The organism is Aeribacillus sp. FSL k6-2211 (assembly GCF_037966125.1).
GTDB classification, from domain to species: Bacteria; Bacillota; Bacilli; order Bacillales; family Aeribacillaceae; genus Aeribacillus; species Aeribacillus composti.
Map to the genome: position 1 here is coordinate 3,312,912 of NZ_CP150190.1, position 14,846 is coordinate 3,327,757.

The following is a 14,846-nucleotide window of genomic DNA, read 5'->3' on the forward strand; positions in this document are numbered from 1 at the left end:
ATAAGTATTTTTATCTCTGTGTTATCAATGACCTCGATTTTTCACCAAAAGAACGTAAGAACCATGTTTATCCTGACTTTTACAGCAAAAAAAGAAATTCCATTCGTTTACTTTTTTGCGTGTTAATTAAATCTGTATCCTCTAGAACGATTTTTTCCCTGATCCTGCAAACGCAGATTTCACAAATCCTGAATCTGATCCGCACACATTTCCGTATGGAGACGCCTCCTTTCTTGATGACTGCTCCTAACAGCTCACTATATAGATCGGCTGAAAAATATAACAAGTTTTGTAGTGGATGGGTCAAATTGACGTCCTTTTGGATGGTGTGTTTTCGTCTTTTTCTTTATATCATAGTAAACAAATCAGAATTCAGGGAGGAGTGATTGTATTTGTCTACTCAAAACAAAAAAGAATCAAAAATCGAAGTGATTAAGCGACAAAGCCGCTATTTACGGGGGACAATCAAGGAAGCTCTTCAAGATGGCAAACCGATGTTTTCGGAAGAAAATGTACAGGTATTGAAGTTTCACGGTGTTTACCAGCAGGACGACCGGGATTTGCGGCACAAGCTTTTGAAAGAAGGCAAAGAGAAGCATTACTCGATGATGGTGCGTGCCCGAATACCAGGCGGGGTGTTGAATCCGGATCAATATTTGGTGTTCGATCGCTTAGCCGATGAATATTCGGAATACGGGACGCTGCGCATTACGACGCGTCAAACCATCCAGCTTCACGGCATACTGAAAGGGAACTTGAAGGCTACCATAAAAAGGCTGAACGAATCACTAATCACAACACTTGGCGCCTGCGGCGATTCGGGGCGGAACATCATCTGTTGCGCAAAGCCGGGCGATGAGCCGTTCCGCGCCGAGATGCGGGAAGATCTGCTTGCACTGACTGATCGGCTGAGTCCTAAGACAAATGCGTATCACGAAATCTGGCTTGACGGCGAACCGGTTCAGCTTTCTGATGGAGAGACTGAGGAGCCGCTGTACGGTGATGTATACCTCCCGCGCAAGTTCAAGGTTGCGATGGTACCGGAAGGAGATAACTGCATCGATGTGTACGACAATGACATCGGACTTGTGGCACATATCGAGAACGGACACGTTGCTGGCTATACTGTGCTGGTAGGCGGCGGTATGGGACGAACGGCGGTCGTTCAGACAACTTATCCGAGGCTGGCGAGTCCGCTTTGCTATGTGCCCAGGAAGGATGTCGTAGACACAATCCTTGATACTTGCGTAGCCATTGTGACCATCGAACGGGACTTCGGAGATCGCTCAAACCGCCGTTTTGCCCGCATGAAATATTTAATCGACCGGCGAGGACTGGATTGGTTCCGGCAAGAGGTTGAGACAAGGCTTGGGCGTACTTTAGAGCCACCGAGAAAGCTGGAATGGTACAACGGGCACGACCATCTCGGCTGGCACCGTGAGCGTGACGGGATAAGCTACCTTGGCCTGTTCGTTCCATATGGTCGTATTAAAGATACTGAAACCATGAAATTGAAATCGGCACTTCAAAACATTGTGCGCGAATTTCGTCCGACCGTTCGCCTCACCACGCAGCAAAATGTGATCCTGAGCGGCATTCCAGACGAATTTCGACCGGCGATTGAAGAGCGATTGCGCTCTGCGGGAGTGCCGCTTCCACATGAGCTATCAACAGTCCGAAAAAATACAATGGCATGTGTAGCCCTGCCGACCTGCGGACTTGCGCTGGCCGAGTCGGAGCGGGCTCTGCCCGATCTGTTGCCACAGTTTGAGCAGCTGTTTCATGAGCTTGGCCTCTCGGACGAGACCATCACCGTCCGCATGACTGGGTGCTCAAACGGCTGTGCGCGCCCGTACAACGCCAACATCGCTTTTATCGGCAATGGCACATTTAAGGCATGGGCTGCTGCGTCCGATGTTTCTTTTATTAACGCCTCTTTTTGTTCTACTGTAAGACTTCCAAACAATTGAATTTGAATAATCGGCATGTTTTTATCCTCGCTTATGATCAGTTTTGCTTTTTCTTACGTCAATGCCTTGGCGAATGACTCCGTCAACTCTCTTCTGTGATAAAAAATTCCTTGACCGATTTTGTCTTCAGTCCATGTTATAGTTGGAAAATCAGGATAAGTAATGTAACCGCTCGCAAAAGCTTCATTGCGATTGCCTGAAGGATCAAAGAAATAAGTTGTTTGTCCTCGCGTAATGCCATGGCGTGTCGGTGTAACATCGAATTGGACATTATTTTTTGATAAAATATCTGCTGCCTTTAGCACATCATACCAATTGTCAACATAGAACGCGACATGGTGCATCTTCTTGTCCGGTCCTTTAATAAAGGCAACATCATGCGGTTTTCCATTTCTAGCATAAATAAAGCTCCCCACCATTTGTTCTCCATCTACTGTTGTAATTTTTTCACTAACGAACATATCCAGGACTTCAGTGAAAAATCTCGTTACAGTGTCTATATCATCTCCTGTTAATGCTAGGTGATCGAGACGATGCGGCGCAATTCCCCGCAGTCCATCCGGCCATGGGTGAGGATTCCAATCTCCTGTTTTCGTACCGACACGCTCGATTTTATGATACAATTCAACTTGGTGGCCTGTTGGAAGTTCAAAACGAATTGCTTCTCCTTCCGCAATTCTTGTTCCTTTTGAAACCCGTTTTAATGTACACCCAAATTGTTCAATCTTCTTTTCGTACTTGGCTAAATCTTCTTCGTTTTCTACTTTAAAAGCAATGTGGTCAAGGCCATGAGAGTCAGCCTCCTGAAGAATAAGGCTATGATGATCGAATTCATCCCACGCCTTTAAATAAACTCTCCCTTCACTTCTTCTCATCTCTTCAAGACCAATTACATTTGTGTAATACTTGACTGATTCTTCAAGGTCCATGACTCTTATTTCAGCCTTGCCAACCCGCATAATAGCCATTTCAACCACTCCTTATATTTGATTTAATTTATGGAATAATTTTAACAATTTTTATTTTCTGATTATACAAATAATTGTGCTGTTTTACCTTTAAATTCTTTGCCATTTTCGCAATAATGTACTAAATTTTCATGAGGAGCTTCGAGAAATACTGAAAAACATATACTTATATGGTAAGAACGAAATCATTGATGATATGTTTGATAAATCCCTGCTGCTTTCAGTTCCTAATCGAAATTAATAAAAACGAAAAATATAATCGAAGTTTAAATTTGTAAAATATATGAAAATATCGGAATTTTTTATAATAGTGTGATATACTACTGAATGTTTGGAAATTTTGAATTTGTATAAAGTGGGGTAGAAAAATAATTTAAAAGTATTTGTTTGTTCTTCCAAGTATTTTTTTCATATTAGTCTTATTTCCGGTTTATGGTTCTGCCGAATCAAACAATACTGTAGAAAAAATAATTCTCTAGAAAACTACACATATTTGAGCATTTTGCATATTTTTTGACCCAAGAGCCATAAGGATTTCAAAGACATAAAAAAGGACTTCACCCCTAAAATGTAGAATTTTTGAAGTGACGAAACCACAAAAATTCAAAAGGAGGAAGTCACTTTGTATATTCTACAAGAAAGCCTATTTTCCTTTGAAGAACTGCAAAAATTAGAGTCAAAAGAGAAATTACCTATCTTTTTTAGCTCGCTTGATTTACGCCCTTATGCTAAACAGTTGAGAAGTTCTTCACCCCGAGGGGCTGACGGTCATTCCAGAGAAGGGATTCTAAGGGCTCTCATCGCTGCCCCACTCGAAGGCATCGACACCTTTACCGCCCTTCATCATCGATTGGATAAAGACCTTCGTTTCCGTTATCAATGCGGTTTATCGATTGATCGCCCCGCACCGTCTATCTCCACTCTCAGCCGGGTTTTTGCGGCACTTACCAAAAAAAAGCTGGCTGAAAAGATCTTCCTTGACTTGGTACAGTTAGCTCAGGAGGAAGGAATAATTGACGGCAGCCACCAGGCCATCGACAGTGCCGCCATTGATGCCTATGAAAAGAAACAGCCCAAAAAGCGTAGTGAACAAACGGGTAATGCCAATTGGGGCGCAAAATATGATTCCTTCGGCAATAAAATTACCTGGTTTGGCTATAAGATGCATCTTTCAGTCGATACCGCAAGCGAACTGCCAATAGCCATAAAAGTAACCCCTGCCCATGTGAACGATGGAGAAGTCGCACCAGAATTAATAGAGCAAGTGGCAGAGCGTACCAAATCCAAAATTGAATTTCTGATCATGGATGGCGGATATGACCAACTAAAAAACTATGAATCAGCCAAAAACATTGGAGCGCAAGCCATTATCCCGCTCAATTTGCGCAACGAAAAAGAGCCTCCTGAAGGGATTTCTTCCAATGGAACTCCGCGTTGTTCCATGGGTTATGAAATGACTTATTGGGGAGCTGATAAGGACCAGCTCAAGTTCAGATGTCCTCACGCAACCGGCAAAGTGGATTGCCCATTAGGAATGGCAGCCTGTTCATCTTCCAACTATGGAATGGTGGTAAAAGTCGACATCAAAAAGGATGTGCGCCGATATTCCAATCCGCACCGTGATACAAAACGTTGGAAAGAGCTTTACAACGAGAGGACAAGTGTAGAACGCTGTAATTCAAGAATGAAAAGCTACCTTACGGCGAACTCCCTACATGTATGGGGAATTGAAAAAGTAAAGACCCATATTTACCTGAACGCTATTGTATTACTTGTTTCAGCGCTAGCGATGGCAAAGGAAAATAAAGGGAAGAAAGCCGCTTAAAAAAATTCAATGTGAAAAATTCTGTAGGTATGCCCGAAAACAAGATTATTGTAATATTTTGTAAAATAACATGCTGGTAGCTATTTGCCGAGTGCTTTATTTTTTATACTTTTATCCAAAAAATCTAATTTTGCAAAATGCTCATTTATTAAAAAGTCCTAAACAGGCTAAAGAAGTTTTAGAAATAATGAAAAACCAATACCCGTCTTTGAATGTAACAGCAATCGAAGATATTGGATTAATATATGTAGAGAATTCTAAAAATATAGATGTAAATAAAATTGAAAATAAAATAATAGAATATATAGATGTACAAGGGGAATTACCAGATCTCATTTCCCCTTACGAAGATGCCGTTACACCAAATAGAATTCTAAACGAAGTGAAGCAATTAACACTCGATGAGTTTAAAGAATCTAATCAATTTGACACTAATATCGAGTTTCCATCACTAAATTCTGAAACATTTACGCCTTTTAATTGGTATTTAAAAGATGTGACAAGTGATTATAAGAATTTATCTATTGATACAGGGGAACATTCCACAATTGCTTTAATAGATAGTGGAGTAGATATAGAACACCCATTGATAAAAGAAAATATTGATTTAACATTAGCAAAAAATTATGTCACAAATGACATGGATATTACTGATGAATTAGGTCATGGCACAACTATTGCTGGGATAATGTCAAGTATTGCTCCAGAGACAACAATTGTTCCTTACAAAGTTATTGGAAATGAGGTAGGGAAATCAGTATGGGTGATAGAAGCTATTATTGATGCAGCTAATAATGATAATGATGTGATCAACTTAAGCGTCGGTACTTATTTTATTAAGTCTGAAAAAGAAGATAAGTTACTGATTAAGGCATATAAAAAAGCTGTAAAATATGCAGAAAGTAAAGGGGCTTGGAATTCCTCAAGGATACACACTAACTGAAGGAACAAGTTATGCAGTAGCACAAGTCAGTGCTACTGCAGCTCTTATTATTTCAGAGTATACAGAACGAACAGGTAATAAGCCTTCTGTTAATAAAGTGCTTAAATATCTAGAGAAGGGAAGTTCTGATATCGGTAAGCCTGGTAGAGACAATTATTTTGGAGAAGGAAAAGTGAATGCATATAGTTCCTTAATGATGATAAATAAATAAAAATTAGAAAAGAGACTTTCTCAGGTTCTTTATATATATATAAATCATTTTTTACTAATAATTGGTAATGATAATTACCCGTTCTAATTTAAAATATTGAGAAAAATAATTTGAAGGAGGCAGTTCATATCAATAAATTTAAAACTGTTGGTATCTCTATTTCTATCGTACTGATAATATTACTCTTTATTGCTTTTTTTGAATACATCATTTTAAGAATAATAGGTTTCCAATATAATTCATTATTGGATTTAGTATTGTTCTTTATTTTGTATTTATTCCTTGAAATACCTCTTGCTTTTATTACAGATGCAATACCAAAAGCTTTAAAATCTGTTGGCATACTTCAAACGAGTAAAGGATGGCTACCATTTATTTTGAATACAACTCTTACCTTTTTATTGATTGAAGTAATAGATAATTTTATGGCAAATATTGAAATCGAATGGCAAGGTTCACTCATATTTGCGATGGTTACTGGATTTATTGGTTGGAAATTAAGAAAAGATGAGGATGAACCACCAGATATTGATAGTGAGGAATTTAAAGAAATAGATAATAAATTTAAACCCAAAAAATAAATCATTAAACATATGTGAATGCTTTATACAAATCTAGGTAACATAAAGCCAACTATGGGAAGTAATGAAAACCGCCAACCCCTTGATACGCAAGGAATTGGCGGTTTTCTGTTTTGACTCGTTTATGCAGGATTTTATACATCCTTGATGGATCAAGGGTTTTCCCCTTTTATGAAGCTCTAAATCTTGCATAAAAAAGGCGGATTTTATGCAGTCCTTCTCTCCCTTTTCCTCCTTACAGAACAGGTAAATGAATTATATCTGTCGAATGCTTCTAAAACGGATAGGAGAACGCTCTATATCCCGTCCCATCCCACTAGGAGGTTGAACGAATGAAATCGCAAGAACGAGCTTACAGTACCAAAGAAGTGAGCCATACCTTAGAAATTGGTGATAGTACATTACGAAAATGGTACCTAGCTTTGGAAAAGAACGGTTATACCTTCATCAAAAATGACCGAGCACAGCGATTATTTATTGAAAGCGACCTAGTCAAACTAAGACACTTCCAAACCCTTGTTCAACAACACAACATGCAGTTAGAGAACGCCGCGATCGTTGTCGTTGACCGGTTTGGGAAAGGGGCGTTCGAAGAAGTAACGGGCCACGTTCCAGCTGAAAAACCAAACGAAAATCGTTCGTTCCCTCATTCGGATGATCACATTTCTAAATTATTGAAACACATCGAGCAGCAAGAAACATTCAATCAAGAATTATCCTTCCAAGCTAGAAATATTTCCATAGCCTCTCACTCCTCGTATACTAAGTTTCAGAAAGTTTTTTTTATCGAATTTCCAGTCCATGCAACAAAAATAGAGTATGAACTTTTCAATTTAAAACATTTATTAATTTCTAAATTACTGTAGTTGAGCAATTTTCATTACAATAATTACCATGTAAAAAGAGACAAACGGAGTACCCCTTATGCCACATGAAGCTGTTTTTTAACGACATCAATGGGAATATCTTGTTTCGCTGCATCGTAAATAAACTCCACGAGGCTATGTCCTTTCTTCTTTCGAAGGAAGTCAAGCCCGGTAGAGAAATCGCTGTTGGATTCGACCATACTGTACACATAAGCGAGTTGCACCAAGATCCAATACCGTTTCACCGCCCGACGTTGACGAACGCGGTACCCATCGAGCTTCAGCTGGTCTTTCGCTTGTCGAAAAAAGCATTCGATCGACCAACGCTGGGCATAGTAGCGCAAGATCTCTTCATCGCTTAGCTCCCGGTCGGTGCTCAAGACGCAGTGAAGATGTTCAGGTGTCATCGGCTGATCGGCTTTCCAAGCCAACAACACAACGGCATCATCGAGACCTTTCAGCGCTCCCTCGTAGCGATACACGCGATAACGCTCTTCTCCCACCGTGACGAGATGGGTGTCGTTCGGTTCGATATAGCGGGCAAACTGTTTGGCTTGGATGGCGATGCCTTTTGGATAAAGAACCCGATTCGTCTTGAGCATCGCAATGACGTGGAATCCTTTTTTCAGGCAGGCTTCCACGAGTGTTTTCGATGGGTACCAAGAATCCATCAGCACATAAACAGAACCGTGCACATCCAAAGAAGAAAGCATCTCGATGGCCCATTGACCCTTGCTTTTCCCATCCGCCTTGTCGTAGAGGCGAAACGCAAAGGGAAAGGCTTGCGTCATCGTATGAACCATGAGCCAGACGAGAGAGTGTCCCCAAATCGACTTTTTGTCCGCGTGAGAATAATGCCAATTACACCCTTCAATAGCGTGTTTCGCCTGTGACGAAGGCTTCGTTTTTCGGCAGATCGTATCATCGATCGAAACAAAAATGGGGTGATTCTTTCGCTTGGCCGTTCGTTCCACATGACGAAGCATCCACTGCTGGAGTTTGCGAAGCAAGATTTCTTCATCCCAAGGGCTTTTCGTGAAAAAATGGCTCAGTGTCGTTCGATGGTTGGGATGAAAGCTCTCATGATGCAGATCGGTCAAGGTTCCCACAAATCCTTTCGTTGTCAGCGCATCGATAATATGAACGAGATGCTTCATGACAGGTTTTGAAAAATAAAGTGCCAACCCCAACATCGTGAAAAACTTGTGGATTCCTTGATGATGTGCTAATCTATTCATGAGACATGAACCTCCTTGTGTGAATGGTTTGTTGGCACATCTATTCTAACCAAGGAATCGGGTTCATGTCTCCTTTTTTGTTTCGATGTAAATTTATGTTAGTGATTTTGCTCATCTACTGTTATATAAATGAATCTTAGTCTAATTCCAATAAAGAAGCGGCCAGCTCTTACTTCTAAAATAAAAAGGATGCCCTAAAGTTTTACTTTTTGGGACACCCCTAACTAATTGACTCGACCATTAAACTGTCATTTTCGCATGACTATTTTTTTAGATGCAATATTTCCCTTCATCTACAGTGTCTCTCCTATTTTAGCAATTAAAGTATTTTCAGGACGTTTTAGCCCTAAATGTTCTCGTAAAGTATTGCCCTCATATTCCGTGCGGAAAAATCCCCGTTTTTGCAGTTCAGGTATCACTAAGTCAACGAAGTCTTCAAGTCCTCCGGGCAAATATGGCGGCATAATATTGAAGCCATCAGCTGCCCCATTTTCAAACCATTCTTGCAGTTGATCGGCAATTTGTTCAGGTGTTCCCTTAATTTCTCTATGCCCTCGTGCTCCCGCTATCCGTTGATATAGCTTACGAATCGTTAATCCTTCACGCTCAGCAAGGTCTTTTAACAGCTTAAAACGGCTTTTCCCTCCATTTATTTGTTCCAAATGAGGCAAATCAGGCAAGGGACCGTCGACAGGATACCCTGATAAATCAACACTTAACATTCCAGATAAAAGAGCAACTCCTGCTTCTTCAGGAATAAGTTCCTCCAGCAGCTTCTTATTCTTATCAGCTTCTTCTTCAGTTCTTCCGATAACAGGAAAAACACCTGGCATAATCTTCAATTCATCTGGTGAACGCCCATATTTTTTCATTCTTCCTTTCACATCAGCATAAAAAGCTTGAGCCTCTTCAAGCGTCTGCCACGCTGTAAAAATAACCTCCGCGGTACGTGCGGCCAGCTCTTTTCCAGCTTCAGACGAACCTGCTTGGATCACAACCGGATGGCCTTGAACAGGACGGGAAACGTTTAAAGGTCCTTCTACAGAAAACCACTTTCCTTTATGATGAATGGCCTGTATTTTTGAGCCGTCCACAAATTGAGCCGATTCCTTATTAATCACTAAAGCGTCATCTTCCCAACTATCCCATAGCTTTTTCACTATATCTACAAATTCTTCAGCACGATCATAACGCTGTTCATGCGGAAGATGTTGCTCTAAGCTAAAGTTATGAGCTTCTGCTTCCGTATTGGATGTGACGACATTCCATGCTGCCCGGCCTTTGCTCAAATGATCAAGCGAGGCAAATCTTCGCGCTACATTAAAGGGTTCATTAAATGTGGTCGACACGGTAGCTGCAAGCCCAATGCGTTCGGTCACAGATGAAAGGGCTGATAACAGAGTAAATGGTTCAAAAAGTGTATTCACTGTCTGCTCAAATGCCTTTTGATTCCCTGTTCTTACTGCATATGTGTCCGCCAGAAAGATCATATCGAACTTTCCTCGTTCAGCCGTTTGCGCAAGCCTTTTGATAAAATCAAAGTTCATGACATTATGAGCTTCTGCATCAGGATGCCGCCAAGCTGCGACATGATGCCCCGGGATCATGAAAAATGCACCTAATTTCATTTCGCGCTTATTTGCCGTCATTTAATTTTCCCCTCTTTCCTTTATTATTGATTTGTCTTCCAAGCAGAGAACCGTTTTTCCAAAGATACTAAAATATAATTTAATACAAAGCCAAGTATGGCAATGGTAATAATACCGGCATACATTTCGGGAATTTGAAAATTCATTTGAGTATAATTAATTAAGTATCCTAATCCTTCTTTAGCCCCTACCATTTCAGCAGCAATTAATACGAGAATGGAAGCTGTTCCCGCCATACGTATTCCGGTAAAAATAGTCGGAATAGATGCAGGCAAAATAACTTGATAAAACAATTTATATGGCGGTAATCCCATTGATCTTGCCGATTTAATAAGTAACGGATCGACATTTCGAACGGCACTAATAGTATTTAGCAGAACAGGAAATGTACAAGCGAATAAGACAATCGCTACTTTCGATGTTTCACCAATGCCAAACACTAATATAAATACAGGCAATAACGCTAATGCAGCTGTGTTTCGGAATAATTCCAGCACCGGGTTTAACAAATCGCTAACGATCGGGTACCAGCCAATCAATAATCCGAGAGGAATAGCAATAAGCAGCGCAATTCCAAATCCAATAAATGAACGTACAATACTCGCTTGAAAGTGAGCCAATAATTCACCTGAGACAACTAATCCCCACCAGCCTTCAACTACTTTTGAAAAAGGCGGAAAGAACGTCGGATCGGTCACTCCAATGCGAGGCGCCACTTCCCAAAATAAAAGCAGCAGGATAATAACGGCTGTTTGCTTCACAAGTTTTTGAATCCAGTGAAAAGAAAAACGGATATGTTTTCTCGTTTCATATGTAGTTTGAATGGATTTGCTAACACTAGCCAATGTCATCACTCCTTTTATTAAATTTCCTAAGCTGAATGCTCTTTTTTATGATCATTTTGCGATTTACTGACCTCATCCCGAAGTGAATCCCAAATTTGATGGCGAGTCTTTACAAATTCCGGCGTGGAACGCGCATCGTCTTCCTTTGCTTGGGAATGAGCTGAGTTTGTAATAATTTGTTTTATCGTCCCCGGACGTGAAGTCATTACAGCGATACGCTGTCCTAAGTACACGGCTTCATCAATTCCATGAGTAATGAACACGATCGTCTTCTTTGTTTTTTCCCAGATACGAAGCAATTCGTTTTGCAATGTCTCGCGTGTTTGAGCATCCAAGGCCGCAAACGGTTCATCCATTAATAAAACGTCAGGGTCAAAAGCCAAACTTCTAGCAATAGCTACACGCTGCTTCATCCCGCCTGATAGTTCGTGGGGATAACGTTCTTCAAAGCCGGACAAGCCGACTAGCTCCAAAAAATGACGGGCGATTTCCGAACGTTCCTTTTTTGGCACACCTTTCGCTTTTAAACCAAACTCAATATTTCCCTTAGCTGTTTTCCAAGGAAACAAGGCGTACTGTTGAAAGACAATTGCTCGATCTAAACCGGGGCCGTCGATTTGCTTCCCATCTATTAAAATTTTCCCAGATGTTGGTTGAGACAATCCGCCGAGAAGATCAAGCAAAGTTGATTTTCCGCATCCTGACGGCCCGACTAACGTTAGAAATTCTCCATTTTTAACGGAAAAATGAACGTTCCTCAATGCGGTAAACTCTTTAAAGCTTCCTTTTCCCTTTTCAACATCCCGAATTTTAAAAATTTTTGTGACATGGTCAAATTGAATTTTATCTGTCACCTGTTGAACACCTCCTAAACATTTTTGTTCAAGCTTCCTTTAGTAAGGGTTGAATTCATTTGTGTATAAGTCATCCAGCCCAATTTCGCCTTTTTTCAACTCACCGCTTTTTATTAGCCAATCGATCCACACTTGAAAATCTTTCTCCTGTATATAACCTCCTTTCGAGCCGATTCCTGTACTCTTCCAAAATTTAACTGTTTCACCATCTTCTTTTCGTTTTCTTTTTTCAATAATTGCTTCATAACGGGCAATGACTTCTTCTCTAGGGGTTGAACGCGCCCATTCAATTGCTTTCGCTGTTGCTTCAACGAATTTTCTCACAGTATTCGGATTTTCTTTAATGAATTTCTCAGTAAAAACATAACTGCCCGCATTAAAAGCACCAAACAAATCATAATCACTAAAGAGCTTCCGAATCCCGCCCCTTTCTAATGCCCGGTCTCGCAGCATTCCGCCTAACACAGCTACATCAATTTGTTTATTACGCAATGCTTGTTCTGCATTGACTGGCGGAATCACCACTATCGTTACTTTTTTAATTTCTTCCTCTGTTAATCCATTTTGACGCAAGTATTCTTTTAACACGAATTCATGGTGTGCACCGAGAGTATTCATCCCGACTTTTTTGCCAATTAAATCTCGCGCCTCTTTAATCGGACTATCCTCTAATGTATAAAACCCACTGAACGTATCTTCATCGCTGCCGTAATAACTGATCACGGCTTTAATCGGGGCGCCGCTGGCTTTTAATTTAATAATTGCTCCATTAAATGCACCGCCAAAATGAATTTCCCCTGTTGCAACTGTTTGGATATCCTGTGGTCCACTCGTTGTATTTCCAACCCATTCAAGTTTGATTGGATCTAAATAACCTAAATCTTCCGCCAATTCCGGGAAAGTGACTTGTCCAGGAGATCCTTGATAGCGCAGTGTCAGCGTCTCATATTTGCCATCACCTCCGGCTTTGCCTTCTTTTTCAGCAACTGTTTTGTTCTGACAGCCAGCAGATAAAACAACTGTCCCTACTAACAATAAAATTCCTATCACTCTGCAATTCTTCAACAACTTCATCTTACTCCTCCCTTTTGATTTCAATTGAATAGGAAGAGGTGACTAACCCCCGACCTCTCACACAACCGTACGTACCGTTCGGTATACGGCAGTTCAATTAAGTCCATGCCAGCCCGCATAAAAAAGGTCTTTACATTTTCTGTAAAGACCTCCAGTGTACTGGTCGGCATATTCATCTATTAAAAAAATACCGGAGACATTTTGCAGCAATGTCTCCGGTTGACCGGTGGGAACAATCAATTAACCGATATTTCCTATTGAATTAGTATACATTAGTTATCCTTAATGTTACTGAGCAAATGAAAAATAGTCAAGCTAAAAATTTACTGTAAAATATTAATTTTTTATAAATAAAAAATTTTTAAAATTTAATATTGACATTTTTTTCTTGCGAATCTAATATTTTTACTAAAACGATATGAATTCATCGGATTTACAACTGGAATAAAAAGCTGACCAGCCATCTGGAAGCCGGAGCTCATCTGCTCTGGCTTTCTTGCTTATTATCGGTTTATTAAAATGGCTCACTCAACGAGTAAGGAGGTGGGGCTTCTATTAAGTGCCGATGAAATTTTGAGAAAGATGAATATTCCGTAGAATCATAAACTTTCTTGAGGAGGCGATCTCTATGACTGATGTCAAACAAGTACAAAATGAATCAGAGATTATTGTCAAACCAGTTGCCGGACGAATTGGCGCTGAAATATCAGGCATCAAACTTTCCGATGAACTAGATGCTGAAACAATTCAATTTATTCGCGAAGCGATCTTAAAGTACAAGGTAGTTTTCTTCCGAAATCAGCATCATCTAGATGATGCGGGGCAGGAAGCCTTTGCACAGCTGCTTGGCAATCCTGTTGTTCATCCAACTGTTCCAGCAAAAGACGGCTCCAATTATATTTTTGAGCTAGACTCTGATCGTGGCGACCGGGCCAATTCATGGCATACAGATGTTACATTTGTAGATGCATTTCCGAAATTCTCCATTTTACGGGGGGTTGTGATCCCTGAAGCAGGAGGGGATACTGTTTGGGCGAACACAGCTGCTGCCTATGAAACTCTGCCAACAGAACTGCGGAATCTTGCTGATCAATTGTGGGCAATCCATACAAATGCCTATGATTATGCAGCACTGCGATATAATATATCTCCTGAAGAAAAAAAGCACTATGACGAAGTATTCACTTCCACTTTATATGAAACCGAGCACCCCGTTGTCCATATACATCCTGAAACCGGTGAACGCAATCTTTTACTTGGTCATTTTGTCAAAAAATTTGTCGGACTTTCCACCTTCGATTCAGCCCAATTGTTCACTGTCCTGCAGCAGCATATTATACAATTAGAAAATACAGTTCGCTGGAAATGGAGTGCAGGAGATGTTGTGATTTGGGATAACCGTGCAACCCAGCATTATGCAATAAATGACTATGGCGACGAACAAAGAGTTGTGAGAAGAATTACAATTGCAGGAGATGTTCCTGTTAGTATAGACGGCCGCCGCAGCATTACACGAAAAATAGAAAAATAGTCCCATCAGGATTTTTCTAACCAATAATTTATAAAAGCCTTTCAGTTAAACTTCAAAAATTTTTATAACCAAATAAAAACGGCATCTCCCTTATGTGAATATCAAGCTATATAAGTTCGGGACCGTTTTACGCAGAATCGTCATCCTCTGATGCGAACACTGCCTTTTATCTAATAACCTTGGAATCGTTTTTATCGCTAATGACTTTTGAAAATTGGGCATCCCCCCTATTGCCCGGAAAAGAAAGTTTATTTGCAATTGGTCGACCATAAAAAGAAATGGATTTCACAA

Annotated in this window: 13 protein-coding genes; 7 read left to right on the forward strand and 6 right to left on the reverse strand. The window is 40.4% G+C overall.

Going from position 1 to position 14,846, the window contains the following annotated elements:
- The first annotated feature begins 392 nt into the window (after positions 1–392).
- Complete coding sequence (locus tag NSU19_RS16035; protein ID WP_339197333.1) at positions 393–1,970, forward strand: NADPH-dependent assimilatory sulfite reductase hemoprotein subunit; 1,578 nt, start codon at positions 393–395, stop codon at positions 1,968–1,970.
- A gap of 53 nt (positions 1,971–2,023) precedes the next feature.
- Here NSU19_RS16035 and NSU19_RS16040 read toward each other — a convergent pair whose 3' ends face one another.
- On the reverse strand, positions 2,024–2,938 hold the full coding sequence (locus NSU19_RS16040; RefSeq protein ID WP_339197336.1) for a catechol 2,3-dioxygenase: 915 nt from the start codon (positions 2,936–2,938) through the stop codon (positions 2,024–2,026).
- 622 nt (positions 2,939–3,560) lie between these two features.
- Here NSU19_RS16040 and NSU19_RS16045 point away from each other — a divergent pair.
- The 5 genes from NSU19_RS16045 to NSU19_RS16065 all read left to right on the forward strand — a co-directional run bounded on the left by NSU19_RS16045 (position 3,561) and on the right by NSU19_RS16065 (position 7,364).
- Entirely contained in the window at positions 3,561–4,763 is a 1,203-nt protein-coding gene (locus tag NSU19_RS16045; protein WP_339192838.1) for a transposase, read from the forward strand.
- A 70-nt stretch (positions 4,764–4,833) separates the two neighbouring features.
- Positions 4,834–5,706 carry a S8 family serine peptidase gene (locus NSU19_RS16050; protein ID WP_339197339.1) on the forward strand — a complete coding sequence of 291 codons (873 nt, stop codon included), beginning with the start codon at positions 4,834–4,836 and terminating at the stop codon, positions 5,704–5,706.
- Positions 5,657–5,917 (forward strand): hypothetical protein, encoded by a 261-nt coding sequence (locus tag NSU19_RS16055; protein WP_063388371.1) that lies wholly within the window; start codon positions 5,657–5,659, stop codon positions 5,915–5,917. The genes NSU19_RS16050 and NSU19_RS16055 overlap by 50 nt, the downstream gene beginning before the upstream one ends.
- Before the next feature lie 110 nt (positions 5,918–6,027).
- The gene (locus NSU19_RS16060; RefSeq protein WP_235600456.1) at positions 6,028–6,498 is read left to right on the forward strand and encodes a YrvL family regulatory protein; all 471 of its coding nucleotides are present in this window, start codon (positions 6,028–6,030) and stop codon (positions 6,496–6,498) included.
- Between the two features lie 332 nt (positions 6,499–6,830).
- Positions 6,831–7,364, forward strand: a complete 534-nt coding sequence (locus NSU19_RS16065; protein ID WP_339197343.1) for a hypothetical protein — start codon at positions 6,831–6,833, stop codon at positions 7,362–7,364.
- 56 nt (positions 7,365–7,420) lie between these two features.
- Here the strand turns inward: NSU19_RS16065 and NSU19_RS16070 are convergent, their stop codons facing one another.
- From NSU19_RS16070 to NSU19_RS16090, 5 genes are all read right to left on the reverse strand, one after another.
- Positions 7,421–8,602: an IS701 family transposase gene (locus NSU19_RS16070; RefSeq protein WP_339196464.1), complete on the reverse strand. Its 1,182-nt coding sequence runs from the start codon at positions 8,600–8,602 to the stop codon at positions 7,421–7,423.
- A gap of 293 nt (positions 8,603–8,895) precedes the next feature.
- Positions 8,896–10,251: an LLM class flavin-dependent oxidoreductase gene (locus NSU19_RS16075; protein WP_339197346.1), complete on the reverse strand. Its 1,356-nt coding sequence runs from the start codon at positions 10,249–10,251 to the stop codon at positions 8,896–8,898.
- A gap of 23 nt (positions 10,252–10,274) precedes the next feature.
- Positions 10,275–11,096 carry an ABC transporter permease gene (locus NSU19_RS16080; protein WP_232515604.1) on the reverse strand — a complete coding sequence of 274 codons (822 nt, stop codon included), beginning with the start codon at positions 11,094–11,096 and terminating at the stop codon, positions 10,275–10,277.
- Between the two features lie 26 nt (positions 11,097–11,122).
- Positions 11,123–11,950 carry an ABC transporter ATP-binding protein gene (locus tag NSU19_RS16085; protein WP_339197349.1) on the reverse strand — a complete coding sequence of 276 codons (828 nt, stop codon included), beginning with the start codon at positions 11,948–11,950 and terminating at the stop codon, positions 11,123–11,125.
- 39 nt (positions 11,951–11,989) lie between these two features.
- Positions 11,990–13,024 carry an ABC transporter substrate-binding protein gene (locus tag NSU19_RS16090; protein WP_339197352.1) on the reverse strand — a complete coding sequence of 345 codons (1,035 nt, stop codon included), beginning with the start codon at positions 13,022–13,024 and terminating at the stop codon, positions 11,990–11,992.
- A 628-nt stretch (positions 13,025–13,652) separates the two neighbouring features.
- On the opposite strand from NSU19_RS16090, the gene NSU19_RS16095 reads away from it, so the two are divergent.
- Positions 13,653–14,555, forward strand: a complete 903-nt coding sequence (locus NSU19_RS16095) for a TauD/TfdA family dioxygenase (protein WP_339197356.1) — start codon at positions 13,653–13,655, stop codon at positions 14,553–14,555.
- The last annotated feature ends 291 nt before the right edge of the window (positions 14,556–14,846 follow it).